Annotated in this window: 14 protein-coding genes and 1 pseudogene; 9 read left to right on the top strand and 6 right to left on the bottom strand. The window is 64.6% G+C overall.

Going from position 1 to position 18,289, the window contains the following annotated elements; all coding sequences use genetic code 11:
- The first annotated feature begins 23 nt into the window (after nucleotides 1–23).
- The 5 genes from PCA20602_RS04320 (at nucleotide 24) to PCA20602_RS04300 (ending at nucleotide 5,550) form a co-directional block, all read left to right on the top strand.
- Nucleotides 24–1,190, top strand: a complete 1,167-nt coding sequence (locus tag PCA20602_RS04320; protein WP_150720141.1) for an SAM-dependent methyltransferase — start codon at nucleotides 24–26, stop codon at nucleotides 1,188–1,190.
- Complete coding sequence (locus tag PCA20602_RS04315; protein ID WP_150720140.1) at nucleotides 1,187–2,491, top strand: NAD(P)/FAD-dependent oxidoreductase; 1,305 nt, start codon at nucleotides 1,187–1,189, stop codon at nucleotides 2,489–2,491. The genes PCA20602_RS04320 and PCA20602_RS04315 overlap by 4 nt, the downstream gene beginning before the upstream one ends.
- Nucleotides 2,488–3,306, top strand: coding sequence for a DUF1365 domain-containing protein (locus PCA20602_RS04310; RefSeq protein WP_150720139.1), 819 nt, complete (start codon nucleotides 2,488–2,490; stop codon nucleotides 3,304–3,306). Before PCA20602_RS04315 ends, PCA20602_RS04310 begins: the two co-directional genes overlap by 4 nt.
- Nucleotides 3,303–4,514: an SAM-dependent methyltransferase gene (locus PCA20602_RS04305; RefSeq protein ID WP_150720138.1), complete on the top strand. Its 1,212-nt coding sequence runs from the start codon at nucleotides 3,303–3,305 to the stop codon at nucleotides 4,512–4,514. Before PCA20602_RS04310 ends, PCA20602_RS04305 begins: the two co-directional genes overlap by 4 nt.
- A 154-nt stretch (nucleotides 4,515–4,668) precedes the next feature.
- Nucleotides 4,669–5,550: a hypothetical protein gene (locus PCA20602_RS04300; RefSeq protein ID WP_150720137.1), complete on the top strand. Its 882-nt coding sequence runs from the start codon at nucleotides 4,669–4,671 to the stop codon at nucleotides 5,548–5,550.
- Nucleotides 5,551–5,603: 53 nt separating this feature from the next.
- Here the strand turns inward: PCA20602_RS04300 and PCA20602_RS04295 are convergent, their stop codons facing one another.
- On the bottom strand, nucleotides 5,604–6,335 hold the full coding sequence (locus tag PCA20602_RS04295) for a lysozyme inhibitor LprI family protein (protein WP_150720136.1): 732 nt from the start codon (nucleotides 6,333–6,335) through the stop codon (nucleotides 5,604–5,606).
- 152 nt (nucleotides 6,336–6,487) lie between these two features.
- Between PCA20602_RS04295 and PCA20602_RS04290 the strand changes: the two genes are divergently transcribed.
- Entirely contained in the window at nucleotides 6,488–7,825 is a 1,338-nt protein-coding gene (locus tag PCA20602_RS04290; RefSeq protein WP_150720135.1) for an MORN repeat-containing protein, read from the top strand.
- A gap of 102 nt (nucleotides 7,826–7,927) precedes the next feature.
- Here PCA20602_RS04290 and PCA20602_RS04285 read toward each other — a convergent pair whose 3' ends face one another.
- The 4 genes from PCA20602_RS04285 to PCA20602_RS04270 form a co-directional block, all read right to left on the bottom strand.
- Nucleotides 7,928–8,962 (bottom strand): hypothetical protein, encoded by a 1,035-nt coding sequence (locus tag PCA20602_RS04285; RefSeq protein ID WP_150720134.1) that lies wholly within the window; start codon nucleotides 8,960–8,962, stop codon nucleotides 7,928–7,930.
- Nucleotides 8,860–11,394, bottom strand: a complete 2,535-nt coding sequence (locus PCA20602_RS04280; protein WP_150720133.1) for an aldehyde dehydrogenase family protein — start codon at nucleotides 11,392–11,394, stop codon at nucleotides 8,860–8,862. The genes PCA20602_RS04285 and PCA20602_RS04280 overlap by 103 nt, the downstream gene beginning before the upstream one ends.
- Nucleotides 11,395–11,492: 98 nt before the next feature.
- Entirely contained in the window at nucleotides 11,493–12,914 is a 1,422-nt protein-coding gene (locus tag PCA20602_RS04275) for an amidohydrolase family protein (protein ID WP_174980803.1), read from the bottom strand.
- 61 nt (nucleotides 12,915–12,975) lie between these two features.
- Entirely contained in the window at nucleotides 12,976–14,013 is a 1,038-nt protein-coding gene (locus PCA20602_RS04270; RefSeq protein WP_150720131.1) for an alpha/beta fold hydrolase, read from the bottom strand.
- Between the two features lie 272 nt (nucleotides 14,014–14,285).
- On the opposite strand from PCA20602_RS04270, the pseudogene PCA20602_RS25805 reads away from it, so the two are divergent.
- The 3 genes and pseudogenes from PCA20602_RS25805 to PCA20602_RS04255 form a co-directional block, all read left to right on the top strand.
- A pseudogene (locus tag PCA20602_RS25805) lies at nucleotides 14,286–14,579 on the top strand (response regulator transcription factor); the annotation flags it as partial.
- A gap of 88 nt (nucleotides 14,580–14,667) precedes the next feature.
- The gene (locus PCA20602_RS04260; protein WP_150720130.1) at nucleotides 14,668–15,126 is read left to right on the top strand and encodes a DUF2946 domain-containing protein; all 459 of its coding nucleotides are present in this window, start codon (nucleotides 14,668–14,670) and stop codon (nucleotides 15,124–15,126) included.
- A 150-nt stretch (nucleotides 15,127–15,276) separates the two neighbouring features.
- Entirely contained in the window at nucleotides 15,277–16,878 is a 1,602-nt protein-coding gene (locus tag PCA20602_RS04255; RefSeq protein WP_150720129.1) for a PepSY-associated TM helix domain-containing protein, read from the top strand.
- A 26-nt stretch (nucleotides 16,879–16,904) separates the two neighbouring features.
- Here PCA20602_RS04255 and PCA20602_RS04250 read toward each other — a convergent pair whose 3' ends face one another.
- A complete protein-coding gene (locus tag PCA20602_RS04250; RefSeq protein ID WP_150720128.1) occupies nucleotides 16,905–18,116 on the bottom strand; it encodes a citrate synthase family protein in 1,212 nt (403 codons plus the stop codon).
- Nucleotides 18,117–18,289 lie beyond the last annotated feature (173 nt).

The following is an 18,289-nucleotide window of genomic DNA, read 5'->3' as shown; positions in this document are numbered from 1 at the left end:
ATACCACACCCCGAGTCCGCCCCATGACCACCTCGCTCTCACCACCGCCGACCACCGACCTGCCCGTTCCGCACGAGACCGGCCTGATTCGTCTGTGCGAATTGGGGCTTGTGCCGGACCTCGTCCTGCGCGCAGGCATGCGGGCCCTGATGCGACAGCGCCTGCACGAAGCCCATGCGCACGACGCCCGCCGTGCCGCGGCATCGCTCGCCACCCTGGTCGAGGAGTTGCGTGCCAGCCCGATCGCCGTCGAAACGCAGGCCGCCAACACGCAGCACTACGAGGTGCCGAGCGAATTCTTCGCGGAACACCTCGGCCCGGCAATGAAGTACTCCTGCTGCTATTACCCCACCGGCAACGAGTCGTTGGCGCAAGCCGAGCAAGCCATGCTCGCGCTCTATGCCGAGCGTGCCGACATTCGGGACGGCCAGCGCATTCTCGATCTCGGCTGCGGCTGGGGATCGCTATCGCTTTGGCTGGCCGCGCGCTTTCCGTACGCCCAGATCGTCGGGCTCTCGAACTCGCACGGCCAGCGCCGCTTTATCGAAGCCGCAGCGGCGCGGCGTGGCATCCGGAATCTGCGCGTGGTGACGGGTAACGTCGCCGACTTCGAATTCGATGGCGACGTGCCCGCCGGCTTCGACCGGGTGCTGTCCATCGAAATGTTCGAGCACATGAAGAACTACGGCGCACTGCTCGCCAAGATCGCCCGCTGGCTCCATGACGACGGCAAGCTGTTCGTACACATCTTCGCTCACCACCACGTCGCCTATCACTTCCGTAACGACGATGGCAGCGACTGGATGTCGCGGCACTTCTTCACCGGCGGCACCATGCCGAGCGCCGATCTGCTGCTGCACTTTCAGGACGACCTGCGCATCGCCAACCTATGGTGGCTCGACGGCCGGCATTACGCCCGCACCGCCAACGACTGGCTGCAATCGCTCGACGCGTCACGTGCCCAAACCCTGCCGATGCTTCAGGGCGGCTATGGCGCGAAAGCGCGCATTCAATTCCAGCGCTGGCGCATGTTCTACATGGCCGTCGCCGAACTGTTCGGCTATGCAAACGGTCGTGAATGGGGCGTCGGCCATTACCTGTTCGAAAAGCACCTCGCACGTGGCCTGTCCCGGGGTTCCGACACCACGCACACCACCGATGCTTCCTTTCCCGATGCGAGGCCGCAATGACCACCACTGACATGCCGATGGCCCCCGGGCAGCGCGTCGCGGTCGTCGGCGCAGGCATTGCAGGACTCGCCACCGCCTACTTCCTCGCCCGCAAGCATCGCGTCACGGTGTTCGAGTCGAGCAGTTACGCGGGCGGGCACACGAATACCGTCGACGTCACGCTCGACGGTGTCACCGCCCCGGTCGACACCGGCTTTCTGGTATTCAACGATCGGACCTATCCCAATTTAATCGCCCTGTTCGACGAACTCGGCGTACGCGCCAACGCGAGCGACATGTCGTTCTCGGTGTCGGTCGACGGGGGGCTGCTGGAATGGGCCGGCACCAATCTGAACACGGTTTTTGCGCAGCGCAGCAATCTCTACTCGCCAAGCTTTCTGGGCATGCTGCGCGACGTGCTGCGCTTCAATGCGAGCGCCGAGCAACATCTGCAAAGCGCCATGCGCGAGCGTCAGTCCGTGGGCGACCTGCTGATGGCCAACGGTTACGGTCAACCCTTTCAGCACCACTATCTGCTGCCGATGGCCGCCGCCATCTGGTCGAGCCGCGCGGCAGACATCCTGCAATTTCCCGCTGCCACGTTCCTGCGGTTCTGTCTGAACCACGCGCTGCTTCAGATCCGCCATCGCCCGCAGTGGAAGACGGTCGAGGGCGGTGGACGAGAATATGTGCGACGCATCACGGGTACGCTCGACGACGTTCGCCTGCGCACACCGGTGCGTCAGGTGCGCCGTGAACGGGACGGCGTGCTCCTCCTGTACGGGAACGGCTTACAGGAGCGCTTCGACGCGGTCGTGCTCGCCGGTCATGCCCCCGACAACCTGCGACTGCTCGACGATGCGTCGCCGGACGAGCGCAAGGTGCTTGGCGCGATCCGCTGCCAGCCCAACATGGCGGTGCTTCACACCGACCCGAAGCTGCTGCCCGTGCGACGCCGCGTCTGGTCGGCATGGAATTACGTCAGCCAGACGAGCCACGCCCGGCATGCAGAGCAGCCTGTATGTGTCAGCTACCTGATCAACCAGCTTCAGGCGTTGCCGTTCCGCTCGCCGGTCATCGTCACGCTCAACCCGGTCAACGAACCTGCACCGCACACCGTATTGGGACGCTACGCCTACGATCACCCGCTGCTCGATCTGGCCGCCGTGGACGCGCAATCGCATCTGCCCGCACTGCAAGGTCGTCGTCGCACCTGGTTCGCCGGGGCCTGGACGGGCTACGGGTTTCATGAAGACGGCCTCAAGTCGGCGCTGCGTGTCGCCGACGACTTCGGCGTGTTGCCGCCGTGGGCAAAGCTATGACCGCAGACGTCGACGCCCGCACACCCGCCGTCTGGCTGCTACGCGGCCACGTGATGCACGAGCGGTTGCATCCGGTCGGTCATGCCTTCGTCTATCCGATGTTTCAGGTCGCGTGTGATCTCGGCCAGACCGAAACGTCGCGTACGGCCTGGTTCGCATGGGATCGATGGCGCGCCCTGAGCCTGAAATCGTCGGATTACGGCCCGCATGACGGCAGTGCGCTATTGCCGTGGATTCGGGCACGGCTTGCTGAAGCCGACATTCCCGCAGACGGCACGATCTGGTTGCAGACCGTACCGCGCATGGCGGGGTACGCCTTCAATCCGGTGAGTTTCTGGTACTGCCATGACCGCGAAGGCCACCTGCGCGCGCTGTATGCCGACGTGCGCAATACCTTCGGCCAGCATCACGGGTATCTACTGGGGACCGAGGATCACGGGCCGATTCGTGGCGATACCCGGCTGGTGTGCCGCAAGGCGTTCCACGTCTCCCCGTTCTGCGATGTCGAGGGGCAGTACGAGTTTCGTATCCGGCGTGAGGGCACGTTGTGGTCGGTCGCCATCGATTACCGGGTCGGCGACGCGATCCGCCTGCGCACCGCCATCGCCATGCAGCCCGAACCCTTTACCGGCAAACGCGTGATGCGCGCCGTCATCGCCCAGCCGCTCAACGCGATCAATGTCGTGCTGCGGATTCACTGGCAAGCCCTGCGCCTCTGGTGCAAGGGCGTGCCGTTCTTCGGCAAGACCCCGCCGTCCTTGTCTGCAACGTCACCGAACCCCACTGCCCCCTCCGACCGGGAGATTCGCTCATGATTCCGCTTCGTCTGCTCTCGCCCCACGCTGTCGTGCCGCTCAGCGCAAGAGGATTTCTCGCGCTCCTGCGTCGCATTCGTGTGGGGCATCTGACGCTCGTCGCGCCCGATGGCACCCGTCATCTCTTCGGCGATCCGCATGCGCAACCGGGCGCCACGTTACAGGTCCATGACTGGCGTGCCTGTCGTCGCATCTTGCAGTCCGGCGACATCGGCTTTGCCGAGGCATACCGCATGGGGTGGGTCGACTCGCCCGATCTCGTGACGCTGCTTCGTCTGGCAGTGCGCAACCTGTCGTGGGTCTCCGACACGGTCACCGGCTCGCCACTTGCGCGCGTCTGGTACCACCTGCGGCATTGCCTGCGCCGCAACACCCGCACCGGCAGCCGACGCAACATTCACGCGCACTACGACATCGGCAACGACTTTTACGGCCTGTGGCTGGACTCGACCTGGACGTATTCGAGCGGACTGTTCGAAGGCGATGCGAACCGCTCGCTGGCGGCCGCCCAGCATGCCAAGTACCAGCGCATCATCGACACGCTTGAGTTGCGTCCTGGCGACCGCGTGCTGGAGATCGGCTGCGGCTGGGGCGGTTTCGCACTGCACGCCGCGCGCCTCGGCATCAGCGTTCATGGCGTGACCATCTCACGTGCGCAATACACACTGGCCAAGGCGCGTATCGATGCGGCGGGACTCGCAGATCTCGCACAGGTATCGCTGACCGACTACCGAGACGTGCACGGACAATTCACCGCCATCGTCTCCATCGAAATGTTCGAAGCTGTGGGGGAAGCGTACTGGCCAACGTTCTTCGACACGCTCAAATATCGCCTGATGCCCGGTGGCCGCGCGCTCATCCAGTCGATCACCATCGACGACAACGCTTTCGCTGCGTACCGCCTGTCGAGCGACTTCATCCGCGAGTTCATCTTCCCGGGCGGCATGCTGCCAAGCGCGGAGCGATTCATCAGCGCTGCGCAGGCGTGCGGCCTGAACGTGACCGAGACGCTGAGCTTCGGGTTGGATTACGCGAGAACGCTGCAACACTGGAATGCGGCCTTCGAAGCCCAGCTCGATGCCGTGCGCGCGCAAGGTTTCGACGACACCTTTATCCGCACGTGGCAGCTATACCTTCAGTACTGCGAAGCGGCGTTTGCCGAGCAGCGTATCGGCGTGAAGCATTTCGTCGTCACGCACGCCGTTTGACGCACAGCAACATGACCGATATGCGCCACATCGTCGAAAGGATGACAAAGATGCGTATTTAAGCCAGAATTTCCCCGGCTCGCCCGGTTGGGTCTTAAGTGTTTTGGCGTGCCAAGTCACGATGCACCGACCAACTCAGCTGAAGGCTCAAGAAATGTCACATCCTGTCTTTCTCGAGAGTCCGCCGTGGCCGCGCATGCCGGAGGGCCGTAAGGGCGAACTGAAGACGTACTTTTCCGCCGATGGCCCGTCGCTGGAAGCGAACGCCTATCTCCCGCTGTTCTGGCGGGTATTGTTTTCCGCCGAAGACATTCACTTCGCCTACGTCATCGATGACTTCGATCCCGACGACGACGCGGTCGAAATCGAGAAGTTTCTGGAATCGTCTTCTCCCGACGAAAAAGACGCTCGTTATCCCTATCTGGTCACCACCCGGTCGCTCGCCCTCGAACGCGCGGCCCGACGGCGCGACAACGTCATTCAAGTGCTCGGCGAACGCTATCGTCCGATCTTCGATGCCTTCGTCGACTACATTTCAAGCGCTTATGGCGGCTTCGTCCTCGTCCGCACGAGCGGCCTGCCCGATGTGACCGACGCCACCGGATGGCTGACGACCGAGCTTGAGCAGGTGGCCACCTTCGATCACGGAACCCATCTGCCAGATGCGCTCGCCAAGGAAATCGATGAGTTAAAACGCGTCGCCGATAGCGACACCGTCTGGCGGGCGACCGGCACCGGCAATCCTCGCGCGGACGTCAACCCATGGCCGAGTCAGGCACTCGCAGCGGCGTTTCCCGCATGCGCGCCACGCGCCCGTGCCGCAACGTCGAATCATCAGCCGACGACGGATAAGCCTCAGTACCGAACGCCCAACACGCTGGACAAAGCGCTCGAATGGGTCGCGATTTTCGTCTTTGCCGGTGTGGCCGTCGGCACCTGGGCGGCGACACGTTCCGTTTGGAAAGCCGTCGTCGCCACGGCGGTCGTCACTGCGGTCATGGCGTGGCTGCTGGTACGCGTGCGGCGCAGCGACTGAGCGTTTATGGCGGAGCGCCGATCCCGGCGCTCACGTCATCTCCAGCGCGGCAGTCATTGCGCGCCGATCAACCCGTCCAGCCCTTTGAGCAGCGCCAGACGCGCGGCCGGTTCGCTGTTCGCCTGCGCTTTACGGCATGCTTTACCGGCGGCCGATTTTCCTGACGGACAAACCGCCGCGATCAGTCCCTGTTCTGCGCTCATGAATGCCCGCCATCTTTCGTTCGACGTCCGCACGATATTCCGGGACGACGTTGGCAGACGACGCTTGACGCGGCGAGCGGCGGAATCAATCTCAGACGACTTCACCGCTTTGGCTGCGGGCGGCGGGACCTCTCCCGAGGCCGCATACCCGAGATCCGCGGCATAGCGCGTGAGCGTCTGTGCCCGGCGTTTGGTCAGCATCATCACGTCGTTCGCGTTCATTGGGGCATACATCGTGCCGCGCGTGGTCGCATAGACCGCGCCGATGAGCGCCAGATCCGCATCTCGGCTGGCAAGCCATGCGAGCTGGGCAGCCAGCAACGCCGGTCTCGACGACGCCGGCAATTCGTCCTGCAATGTCCGATAACTCGCGTTGAGGCGGGCGTCCCACGCGTGCGTGGCGTCGACGATGCATTCGTCCTGCCCGCCGGTGGACTGCTTGTCGGACGCGTCAAGGCAGCGCGTGAGTGTCTGATCGATATCGGCAGCCACTGCGGCGGTGGGCGGCTCGGCAGCGGCGACCGGAAGCGTCACACACAACATCAACGTCGCGAGGCAGTGCATTAGGGGGCGATTGACCATAGCTGTCGTCCATGCAGGGAATATGGGAGTCAAACAGTTGCCGCAACAAAAATCAAGAGTGCCTGCCTATCCCCCAAATGAATGATGCCGTGAGACGGCATCGTCGTTTATCCTCCGATCCAAACAAATTCAAACAATGAACGGGGGAAATCATGGCACGTGGACACGCGGCCTGTCGCCGCACGCGGTCCGTCATCTGCAAGATCGGGCTCATCGGCATGCTATTTGCCACGGGGGCCGCATACGCCGCCGATGGCGCATGGGTCGTCACCAACACTGGATGCAAGGTCTGGTCGAACGACCCCACCAATCCCGAGGTCACCTGGACGGCAACGTGGACGGGGCCGTGCAAGAACGGCATTGCCAACGGTCAGGGCACAGAGGAGTGGTTCCGGAACGGCGTGTTCGATCAGCGGCTGGAAGGCACACTGACGAACGGCGTGCGAACCGGGACCGGCACCTACACCTGGGCCAGCGGCAATCGCTACGAGGGCCCATTCGTCGACGATGCCCGCACCGGAAAAGGCAAATTCTTCTGGACGAACGGCGACACCTACGAGGGCGACTTCATTGCCGGCAAACGCACGGGCAAAGGCGTCTACGTCTGGGCGGACGGCAAACGATATGAAGGCGATAACGTCGATGGCCAGATCACCGGCCAGGGATTCCAGATTGAGCCCAACGGCAACACGTATCGCGGCGAATGGCAGAACAACACCTTCCACGGCACGGGCATCATCACCTTCGCGTCGGACGGCTCCGTGCGGGCGGGTCAATTCGTCAACGGCAGGATTTTCGAAGGCACGGACAGCAAGGCGGACGGCACGCTGGTGGCGACCTACAGCAACGGCGTACGTAGCCGTGCCAGCACGTCAAGCGACAGCGACAGCTCGGGTGTGATCTCTTTCGTGGCCGGGCTGCTTGGGGCTGCGGCACAAGGCGTCGCGAGTGGCGGCGGACGCAACGCCGCGCAGTATCAGGCCGTCGCCACGGCGCTTCAGGCAGCGTCAGGGTCGCCGGGCGGCTCTCCCTCGGGTGCGGCAATGCCGTCGGCGCAACCGCCCGGCGGATACAGCGGCGCGGCGAGCGCTGGCAATGTCGGCGGTAGCACCCCCAGCGGCCTCGCTGGACGCAAGACGACACCGGCCATCAGCGGTTGCGTCGATCAGGTTCGCATTCCGCGCGGCGCCAAAGGTTACGTCGGCTGGTATGCCGTCGAAACCGGGCTGACCAACAAGTGCGGTTATACGATCAACGTGGCATGGTGCGTCACCGGCCTGACGAACAAGGATGGAAACGACGCCGCCCGTTGCGAGAATCAGTACTCCGGATTGTTCGGCATTTCCCCCGGCGAACAGATATCCATGCACGTCGACCGGTTCGGCACCTTGGTGACACTCGTCTGCAAGGATCCCGCCATGCCGCTGAACATTCAATGGAATGGCACCCGGTTCACCGGGCAATGCTATCTCCCGCCAGGTCAGTCCTGATCTCTCCGCCACTTCGCTGCCTGTGATCGCCGAACGTCACGCGCATCACGGGCGGCAGCCACTCCCGGCTCGGAGTCCGCCGCCCCTCCCCTCGACACCCCGTCAACTGAATCGCAAGGATTGCTCGCTGACGCGGTTTTCCACATTGTGCATCATGCCCAGCAGCCCATTGAGCCCCTTCGTAACGCTCGTCGACTGGACGTTCGAGTTGATGATGAAGCGCCCTTCGCGATAAGCGGGGTCGTGGTGAATGCGGTGCATGTCGCGCTCGGCTTCGGCAACCCGCGGCGTGTCGTTCAATTGTCGCGACAGGCTGACGTCTGCCGACAGCAGGTTCACGGTGTCGACGTGGGCGCCCCACTCCCAATACAGTTGCGGCGCGGCGGTGAGGTCGCGTTGCGCGAGTACTTCCCCTGCGAACTCACCGAGCACCTGCTTTTCGGTCGCCACGGAGGCGTCTGGCGTCTTGGCGTGGCGCGCCCCGAAGAACTTCTTCGACTTGTCATCCGCAACCCCCTGAAAGTCGGCGGACAGCGCCCCCACGAACGATGCCGGATCGTTGTAGGTCGTCACCGCGCAGCTCGTGGGCAGTTGCTTGCCGTCGACCAGAATGCGGTTGGTCGCACGCGTCTCGCCACACTTGAAGAAGTCCGCCGAACCGGCGCCGACGCGGCCTGCCACCAACTGAGAGAACGCCGATACATGCTCGCCGATCGCGTGAGTCGCCGCCCCGGCCGTGGCCTGCGCCAGATGATCGGTGACAAGACCGCTGAAGGTTGCCACCGTGCCGTCCACACTGGCTTTGAACGTGTGGGCGTCGGCCGTCTTCACCGTCTGCAACGTGCCGGAGAGATCCCGGTAGTTCGTCGCGCCGATTTTCATCTGCCCGGACAGCCGCAGATTGGGACCGACGCTGAACTGACCGGCCGTCAGCCCGACGCCGCCGTTCACGCTGCCGGTCGTGGTGTGTGTCGGCCCAGTGATCTCGAAGCGGCCGACCGAGATCCGGTCGCCGAAGGCCTGATAGGCCGCTTTCACCAGCGAGCCCTGATCCTCCTTGTTGCCGGGGCGCGGCAGTGCTCCGCTGCCGTCGTTGCCGGCATTACCGCCACCCGCCACGTCCAGCAACAACGCCACGAGCTTCGCCTTCTGCGCCGCCAGATCACGTCGCCGCCCACACCGCCCGAGAGATGGCGCGGGAAACCGAAGACCGCGCCTTCGTAGTGCACATCTTCATACGCCTGCTGAAGATCCGCACCTGCCGAAGCCGACACCTTGAACTCCTCAGTGGCCGCGAGGCGCGGACCAATCGAGCCGCCTGCGCCACCTTGCCCCTGCTTTACCGTCGCGACGCCCATGCGGAGGTAACTGCGGTCCGTGCCAACGCCCGACTCGAACGTCACGTAGCGCTTGCGCCCGCCGCCCAGATCAATGCGCACCGAGCCGGTACCGGCGGTGAGAATGCCGGAGATGATTTCGGAGACGCCGCGCGTGGTGCCTTGCGTGAATCCTCCGTTGGTCATCGAGAAGCCTGAGCCAAGTTCCTCGCCGCGCACCATATCGGCCAGCACCTTGGCGACGTCTTCTCGTGTCGCGCCCTTCATCGAGGGCGTGTCGACGCTCGGCAACGCGTTGTGCGCAGCAAGGCCGTAGCCCTGCGCGAACATCGCCCAGTCGGGTTGCCCCTTCCGTGCGGTTCCGGGCGTCTTGCCCGCATGGGCCGCCATGGCGGCCTCGTCCGCCGGACCGCCAGCCTCCCCCGCCCATTGCAACAAGGCCGCGGGCGTCATGCGTCCACCCTCCTCGACGAGCATCGTGGCAACGCGCTGCGCCAGCGCGTCGCCGGTCACTGCGCTGCCGCTCGCCTCCTGACGAATCATGCCCAGTGCGCCGGCGCGTGCGGCGTCCCGCATCTGGGGCGTCGGTTCGTCGCCACGCGCGTATCGCGGCAGTAGCACCGTATTCGCCTTGACGGCCTGCAACAGCACGAGCCTGACGACACCGCGCAGCGTCGCATCGTCCGGCGACGACGTTGCCGTTTTGCCGTCTGCGTCCAGCAACGGGCGACGCCCCGGACCACCGCTTTGCTTCAGTGCGTCCTCAAGCACGTCGATCATGTCCTTGACGGCGCGTCCCTCATGGATGCCACCCTTGTGCGACAGACCGAAGCCGACGTTACGGCCGTCCGGTGAGATGACGGCGTTGTAGGCGTGATAAGGACTCTTGCCCTGATGCAGTCCAAAGCGCTTGAGCAATGATGTCAGCATGTTGCTTGCCCCGCTGCCGCCACTGCGTAATGCACGGTCGACGTGCTTGCCGCAACTCTTGGCGGCACGCGACTCCACGCGATGGAATTCGCTGGGCGTGCCGTCGGCATTGCGACGCGCGTCGGTCACCATGCCCCCGCGTACCATCTGGACGGCAAACGCACAGCCGTGCTGCTGGGTAACGGCGGGATCGAGTTCGTCGTGCAACGCGAGCAACGCCTTTTCGGCCAGCGTCAGGGTGACGCCTGCCGGTGTCGCCGTCCCGGCGCGCCCGGGCCATGCCTCGGCATCGCCTGCGCCACGCGCGGCGCGCACGGCCGTGGCGATCGCGCCTTGTCCATAGATCGCCGCCGGGTCCACGCGGTCGCTGCCGCTGGCACGCGCCACCTCGGAAGCCGCGCGCAGATAGGCCAGCACCCGACCGCCCTGGGCTTCGGTCAGTGCCGCAGGACGGCCGTCGCCACCGTCACCGTGAGACGTCACCTTATGCAGCAGCGACAACCCGAGACCGCCATCGACGCTCGCCAGCTTCGCCGCAAACTGCCAGCCCATCTTGTTGGCCGGCGACGCGCGCTGGAAGTCAGGTGACGGATGAAGAATGTCATCGACCACGTGCAAGTCCCGCAGACCGCTCACGGCATCGACAGCCTTGTCGGCCGACGGGAACGTGAGCGCCAGCGACTTGGCCAGCACGGCCGTTTCCGCATGGCTTAATTGTGCCGTCTCACGAATCTCGCCGAGCGTAGCGCTCAGACGCTGCTTCTCAGCGGGCGTCCCCTGAAAATGGCGGTCGAGCACGCGCGACAACTCCGCCGGGGAATCCAGCTTCGCGAGCGCGCCGCTCGGTTTCGCTTCCGGCCGTGCGCCCGCCAGCGCGGCATCGGCCATCTGGGCTGCCAGCGTTCGGGGCACGGGGGGCGCGTCCTGCCCTTCATTGCGCACCACGCTCTGCATCTTCGGTCGTGCCGACGAGGTGATCGTGTGAAACGGGGTAATCGACTTGCTGGTTTGCGACACGCCGAAACCATGTTTGTAAGCTCCCGTCTGCATCTGCGACTTGATGCGACTCAACTGCGCGCGCATACCGCCTTTGCCCTTGCCGGGGGCCGCCGCATCGTCTGGTGCGGCCCGCGTCGCTTGCCGCCGTTCGTTCAGGCCGTTCAGCCCCGACAGTGACGGCGAGTTCTCGCGGGTATTCCCCTCCACGGCAGGCGCCGACTGCGATGCAGACTTGCTGTCGCTCGGCGCAGCGGTGTGACCGGTCAGAAAGCTGCTGCCCGGCTTCCTCAGTTCGAAACTCACGATTGCCTCCGTATGAGGGCTTGCGCCGCGACGCCCGACAGGCGTCGCGGAGACTTCAGGGGAAAAACGACGTCAGAGATACCGACGACCCGACGCGATCACTCGGCACGCGCGGCTTCCGCCTCGGCGCGCACGGTGGCGGCGCTCAGCGGTTGCTCGGCGTTCGGATTGATGAGGTGCTTCTCGTAGAAGGCAGGCGTGAGCACCTTCTCTTCGAAGTCGCGCACCTTGGCCCGCGATCCCGAAATGACGTTCTCGTACGTGTGGTTCAGGATGTTCTCGCGCGCTTGCGGCGACAACTGCCCCAGGACCTCGGTGTACATCTTCTTCGTCTCGTTCCACTTTTCCGTGCTGGCCGGTGCGAGCGTGTCCGAGCCGAAGCAGATACGCGTGCTGTTCTTCTCCAGGAACTCGACCCACGCCGCCTTCATCTCGGGATTGTTGATCTGCTTCGCGACTTCGCTCCACGAGATGTCGATGAACACGTTCGGACATTTCGCCAGCAAGTCCGTGAGCAAGTCCAGATGCTGCTTGCCCTGCTGCACGAACCGGCCAAGACCGCCGCCGTGCGCCCAGATGATGTTGGTGTCCTTGAGGCGCGGATCGGAGAACAACTGACGCAGGCCTTCGAAGTTCGCCGGCGCACGGTCCGGTGCATGCTCGTGCTGTGCGTCGGCAATCTGTGCGTGCAGATTGTCGATGTCGCAGTGCAGCACGACCGGCATGCCGACCACCCCGGCCATCTCCAGCAGATTCGTCAGACCTTTCAGCCCGTTGCCGCGATTCTGCGTGTTGGACTGCCCGCGCTGCCCGGCGTACATGTCCTCGACGAGTTCCTTGTGGACCGTGATTTCGCCAATGCCGGTGAACGTGCCCTTGTTGTGGTACAGCTCCGTGAGCAGCTTGGTGCCGCCACGCAGATCGCCGAGATTCATCCCGGTAATCATCGGATCGAGTCGACTGCGCTCGGCATCGGTCAGGCCCGCCTTGGCGATCTCGCTGGCCAGATGGCTGTTCACCGCCGTATCGAGATACAGCTCGCCGCGCTGGACGATCTCGTCGATCAGCCCCGGATTCCTCTTGAAATCGTCGATGGACAGCGGCTTGCCGCCGTTACGCGCCATCTCGCGCGCCTGAATGTCCTTCGGCACGTAGTAAGACTCCAGGCCGCAATCGTGCAGCGCATCGCTGCCATGGTCGTGACCGCCCACCGCACTCGTGCCGCCTTCGCGCACGAACGCCGACGGATTGATGGCCTGCCGGTTGTCTTCCAGAATTTGCAGCGACGTCGGAATCTTCATCATCGTCGTCGACCGAATCCCGATCTCGTCCATCATCGTCAGCATCTGGCGGGGCATGAGCCCTTGCTGAACGTAGTTGGTCGGATGCATATGGCTATCGGTATGCGGCTCGTTGCCCATGGCGTTCGGCATCACGAACTGCGGCGGGCCGAAGTGATTCCCCTTGACTGCCGTGCCGTCCGGCAACGTCATGCCGGAAGCGGGCAATGCTGTCGCCACGAGACGGTCCGGACGCACGCTGCCGTCGCGGACGATGCGGTCGGCACCCCCAAGGCATCTCTTACAGTGAGACGACTTCCAGGATCGCGTCGGCGAACGCCTTCGGCGCTTCCTGGGGCAGGTTGTGACCGATGCCGCCACCGACATCGATATGCCGGTACTTGCCCGTGAACTTCTTCGCATAAGCCGTCGGGGCCGGGTGCGGTGCACCGTTCGCATCGCCTTCCATCGTGATCGTCGGCACGACAATCGTCGGCGCGGTGGCCAGGCGTTGCTCCAGCGCGTCGAAGCGCGCCTCGCCCTGCACCAATCCCAGACGCCAGCGATAGTTGTGAATCACGATGTCCACGTGGTCGGGGTTATGGAACGCAGCGGCCGAGCGGGCATAGGTCGCGTCGTCGAACTGCCATTTCGGCGAGGCCAGTTGCCAGATCAGCTTGTTGAACGCGTCGGTGTTGGCGGCATAGCCCTTCGCGCCACGCTCGGTGGCGAAGTAGAACTGATACCACCATTGCAATTCGGCTTGCGGCGGCAGCGGCACGGCATTGCCCGCCTGACTGCCGATGAGATATCCGCTCACGGAGACCATCGCCTTGACGCGTTCGGGCCACAAGGCAGCGACGATGTTCGCCGTACGCGCGCCCCAGTCGTAGCCGCCGAGAATGGCCTGATCGATCTTCAAAGCGTCCATCAACGCGATGACGTCGGCGGCGACCACTGCCTGCTGACCGTTGCGCGGCGCGGTGGCCGAGCGCAGGCGGGTCGTGCCGTAGCCGCGCAGATACGGCACGATGACGCGATACCCCGCGGCGGCCAGCAACGGCGCCACGTCTACATAGCTGTAGATGTCGTACGGCCAGCCATGCAGAAGGATCACGACCTTGCCGTCACGGGGTCCGGCTTCGGCATAGCCTACGTTCAGGTCGCCTGCGTCGATCTGACGAATCGCCTCGAACGACGTATGTCCGCCGACCGCGCCGGACGCCGCGTTTGACGTGGCGGCATTGGCCAGTTGCGATAACCCGAGTTCCGCGAGGGTAACGCCCGCGAGCGTGGTGCCAAGAAGACGACGACGGCGAAGATTGACCGGATCCGACATGACGATTGACCTCTCTGAGTGATATTCCGGCGTGTGCGCCGGGGGTGGCTCCGTGCGGATTTCCGAGATCGGTTCGATCTTTGCCGGAGAGTGCCGGAGCGCGTACCCGTAGTTATATCGGTGAGTTCAACGTCATTTATGTCCGAATGTATCTGCCCGGACAAGTGACACACAGCGATTCAAAAATCCCTGCATTGGCCGACGGGACGGCCGCTTTACGTCGTGCGGCCGTCCTGTCATCCACGTCTGGTCGTCATTACATTGACTTACTTGACGCTGGCGCCGGGAAGTTCGATCCCGATATCGTGACGGCCATCGTCGCGACGGCCCAGGGACGGACGGTGCCGCCACGGGCTGCCACCGCGAGCGCGAACCCGTTGCTCTCGCCGCGCGAACTCGACGTGCTGCGTCAAATCAGCGCAGGCTTGAGCAACAAGGAAGCCGCACGCGCCCTGGCGCTCAGCCCAAGCACGGTGCGCACCCATGTCGAAAGCATCTTCCGCAAACTGGACTGCTCGACGCGCGCCGCCGCCACGCTCAAGGCACTGACGGCGGGCATGCTGTGACGTATCGCGTGATAGCATTCCGGCTTTCGCGGGTGCTTTCATCCGCGGTCATTGCCTTGGCCCCCTACCCGGCTTTCCGCTTCGACGCATGTCACTGACCTCCCGCACACGACTGACAGCATGGCTCGGCCTCGCCGCCATGTGGCTCGCCGTGTGCATGCCGGTCGTCAGTCAGGTGCTCGCGGCGCATCGGGCGGAACAGGCGCGGTTGCTGGATGTTGCGTTTTGCACCGTCGATGGCGCAGCGCGCACCGTACCGACGCTCGCGGCCACATCGAATCACATGCATGACGGTGAGGCCTCTGCGTCTCACCTGTCGCATACGTCGCAGATGTCCCATGCCGACCATTCGGCCCATCAGACGCAGGGCGACATCTGCGGCTACTGCTCGTTGCTCGCCAATCATCCGCCGCTGGTCATGCCTGCGCTGACCGGCGCGGTGTCCTTCGCGTGGATTGCGCGCGCCGGACCGGTGGCACGCGCACTGCCGTCCACCCCTCAGTTCGCCTACACGCCGCCTGCGCGCGCGCCGCCTGCCCTTTCCTGATCTCGCGTTCAGTCCGATGCCTCGCCGTTGCCACTATTGCCGGTGAAGGCGTCGTTTCCCCTATGCGCTCATTGCCCGCCAGACGCTCGCGTCGGCGGCCTGCGCACGCCGCCGCCCGACAGCGGCGACACGAGACGGAATCGTCGCAAGATGCAGATCCCTTATTCCCACGCGCGTGAAGCGCAACCGGCGTCCGCCGCCGGGCAGTACCGCACGCTCTGGCGCTGGCACTTCTATGCCGGTCTCTTCGTCATGCCGTGGCTGATGGTGCTGGCCGTGACCGGCACCCTGTACGTCTTCCAGCCGCAAATCGAGCCGTGGCTGTACCACGACCGGTTCGTCGTCGCCACCTCCGACGCGCCGCGCATCGCCCAGCAGACGTTGATGGAACGCGCGGCAGCTTCCCTGCCCGCCGGGTCGCAAATCAGCTCGGTCGAAGTCAATCGCGATCCGGCGCGCAGCGCGGAATTCATCTTCCGTCTGCCAAGCGGTGAGCGCGAGAGCGTCTATCTGAATCCTTATACGGGCGCGGTGCTTGGCACGCTGAGCGTCGAACACAGACTCATGGCGCAGGCACGGGCGCTGCATCGCTCGCTCATGCTCGGCAAGCCGGGTGAGTTGCTCATGGAACTGGCGGGATGCTGGACACTTGTCATGCTCGTCACCGGCCTCGCCCTGTGGTGGCCGCGCGCCGGCGCCACGTGGGCGAACGCGGTACGTCCGCGTCTGCAACTGCGGGGACGCCCGTTAATGCGCAATCTGCACGGCGTGGCGGGCCTGTGGCTCGCGGCTGGGGGACTGGCGTTCGTGCTTTCGGGGTTGCCGTGGTCCGGCTCGTGGGGTGCACAGTTCAAGGTGCTGACGTCCAAGGTCGGCATGGGCTCGCCGCCCGGCGTCTGGGGCGAGGCGCCCGTGCGCTCGCAGGTACCCACCCAACCGATGAAGATGAACGATCTGCCCATCGCGCAGATTCCATGGGCCGTTGGCAATACGACCGTTCCGGAATCGGCGCCGCCTGCGGCTCACGATATGGCCGACATGCCCGGCATGGCGAACATGGACGGCATGCAAGGGATGACGCACGCCGCTCATGACGCCCACGGCACGCAAGGTCCACAAAGCCCGAAAAGCCCGAAAAGCGCACACAGCGCGCAAGGCAATAGCGACGAACATGCGGAACACGCTGGCCATGGCGGTGCCGCCCGAGGCGGACTGACGCCGGCTGCGCTGCGCGCACAGGGCGCGCTGCCGATCGACGACGTGATGACGATTGCCTCGCGCCTCGGCGTCGAGAGCGGCTACAGCCTCGTCGTGCCGAAGCGTCCGGACGGCGTCTACACCGTGTCGTACTTCCCCGCCGATCCGAAGGCCGAGCGCACGATCCACATCGATCAGTACAGCGGCCGCGTGCTGCGCGATATCGACTACAACGCTTATGGCGCCGTGGCGCAGGCCGTGTCGTACGGCACCGCGTTGCATATGGGCCGTTACTTCGGCGTGGCCAACCAGTGGTTGTGCGCGTTGATCTCGATGGGCTTGTTCGCCATGGCGGTCACTGGCGCCGTCATGTGGTGGATGCGACGTCCGGCCCGTTCACTGGGCGCACCGGCGCGCGCGCAGGCGCGTGCGCCGATGCGCGGCTGGACGTTCGGCATGGTGGCGCTCGGTTGCGTCTTCCCGTTGATGGGCGCGACGATGGCACTTGTCTGGGCTGGGGACCGCGCAGTGTTCGGCCGACGCGTCAACGGGTAACGATGCGAGCGCGTACGGACGGCCAGTCAGTCCGGCGCGACCGCCTCTGGCCTCACCCCGACATACGCCGCGCGCGGGCGGATCAGTTGCGTGCTCTCGCGCTGCTCCCTCGCGTGCGCAATCCAGCCGATGGTGCGCCCCAGCGCGAACAGGCCGAAGGCTGCGCCGAGCGGTAACCCGAGGTGACGACGCACCGCCACCAGCGCGAAGTCGAGCGACGGCCGCTGTCCGACGAGCGCATCGGCGGCGTCGATCATCGTCTGCCAGGCGGGATGTGCGGGCAGCACCCGCGCGAGCATCGCACTCGCACGCACGTCGCCCGCCGGGTAAAGGTGATGCCCGAAACCGGGAAGCTTCTCCCCACGAGCGAGGCGATCGCGCATGCGGTTCGCCACATCGGTTTCGCCGACTTCTTCCCACATCGCTTCGTTACGCGCCGTCGTGCCGCCGTGCCGTCCGCCGGTGAGCGCGGACAGGCCGGCAATGATCGCCGCGCGCAGGCTCGCGCCCGTCGATGCGACACAGCGCGCCGTGAAACTCGAAGCGTTCAGTTCGTGGTCGGCGCAAAGCACCAGCACCATGCGGATGAGATCAGCGCCCTCGGCATCTTTCACCCCCCAGGCGTCGGCACACTGTTCGTGGATCGGGGCGCTGCTGGGAAGCATGCCCAGCAGACACGCCGTCATGGCTCGCAGCAACGCCGCACTGCCCTGTGCGACACGTAAGGGGTCGCGCTGCCAGATCGCGGTGGCAGCGTCGTCGCTCACCACGGTAAATGTGGGGAGCAATGCGACTTCTGCGCGCGTGTCGCGGTAGCGTTCGAGCAGCATCACCGGCCAGTCCCGCGCCATCTGCCGGACGCTGTCGCCCGCGTCGACAGCAAACGCCGACGTCTCATCGCATTGCCACAACCATGCGGCCGTCGCTTCGACCGACGCCGTTTCCGCCATCGCCAATGCGTCTCGTCCCCGGTAGTAACAACGACCGTCTTCGATTAGCGTAATAGCCGATTCGAGCACCGGCATTCCCCAGTCGAGCGCAGCTTTCGCCACCTCTTTCGGCTTGCGTCCGCGCGTGCGCTGCGCGGCGAGCCGTTCGACGTCCGCCGCACGATAGCGACGCTCGCGGTGTGTCTTGCCGGGCTCGGCATGCAGCAGCCCCCGGCTCACATAGGCGTACAGGGTCTGAAGCGAAACGCCGAGATGCTCGGCGGCTTGGGCGGCAGTGAAGTAGTTCATCGTGATCGAGGGAATCCGGTGCGAGTGCGATGCCAACAGATTGATTAAGTTAATCAATATTGACAATAAAATCCATGGGCTTAAGCTTCAATGCGCCGGCAGTCTTGCATCGCGACTCATTGCGATGCCACGTATCGAATTGTTCGAGGACTTCCCATGCATCACGAGCTTTC

The organism is Pandoraea capi (assembly GCF_902459735.1).
In the GTDB taxonomy this organism is placed as follows: domain Bacteria; phylum Pseudomonadota; class Gammaproteobacteria; order Burkholderiales; family Burkholderiaceae; genus Pandoraea; species Pandoraea capi.
Note: the sequence above shows the minus strand (reverse complement) of the source record. Positions and strands in the feature narration are given on the sequence as shown.

Excerpts from the sequence above, each read along its gene's own strand:
- PCA20602_RS04320 (WP_150720141.1), top strand. The coding sequence starts at position 24 with ATGACCACCTCGCTCTCACCACCGCCGACCACCGACCTGCCCGTTCCG.
- PCA20602_RS04315 (WP_150720140.1), top strand. The coding sequence starts at position 1,187 with ATGACCACCACTGACATGCCGATGGCCCCCGGGCAGCGCGTCGCGGTC.
- PCA20602_RS04310 (WP_150720139.1), top strand. The coding sequence starts at position 2,488 with ATGACCGCAGACGTCGACGCCCGCACACCCGCCGTCTGGCTGCTACGC.
- PCA20602_RS04305 (WP_150720138.1), top strand. The coding sequence starts at position 3,303 with ATGATTCCGCTTCGTCTGCTCTCGCCCCACGCTGTCGTGCCGCTCAGC.
- PCA20602_RS04300 (WP_150720137.1), top strand. The coding sequence starts at position 4,669 with ATGTCACATCCTGTCTTTCTCGAGAGTCCGCCGTGGCCGCGCATGCCG.
- PCA20602_RS04295 (WP_150720136.1), bottom strand. The coding sequence starts at position 6,335 with ATGGTCAATCGCCCCCTAATGCACTGCCTCGCGACGTTGATGTTGTGT.
- PCA20602_RS04290 (WP_150720135.1), top strand. The coding sequence starts at position 6,488 with ATGGCACGTGGACACGCGGCCTGTCGCCGCACGCGGTCCGTCATCTGC.
- PCA20602_RS04270 (WP_150720131.1), bottom strand. The coding sequence starts at position 14,013 with ATGTCGGATCCGGTCAATCTTCGCCGTCGTCGTCTTCTTGGCACCACG.
- PCA20602_RS04260 (WP_150720130.1), top strand. The coding sequence starts at position 14,668 with ATGTCACTGACCTCCCGCACACGACTGACAGCATGGCTCGGCCTCGCC.
- PCA20602_RS04255 (WP_150720129.1), top strand. The coding sequence starts at position 15,277 with ATGCAGATCCCTTATTCCCACGCGCGTGAAGCGCAACCGGCGTCCGCC.
- PCA20602_RS04250 (WP_150720128.1), bottom strand. The coding sequence starts at position 18,116 with ATGAACTACTTCACTGCCGCCCAAGCCGCCGAGCATCTCGGCGTTTCG.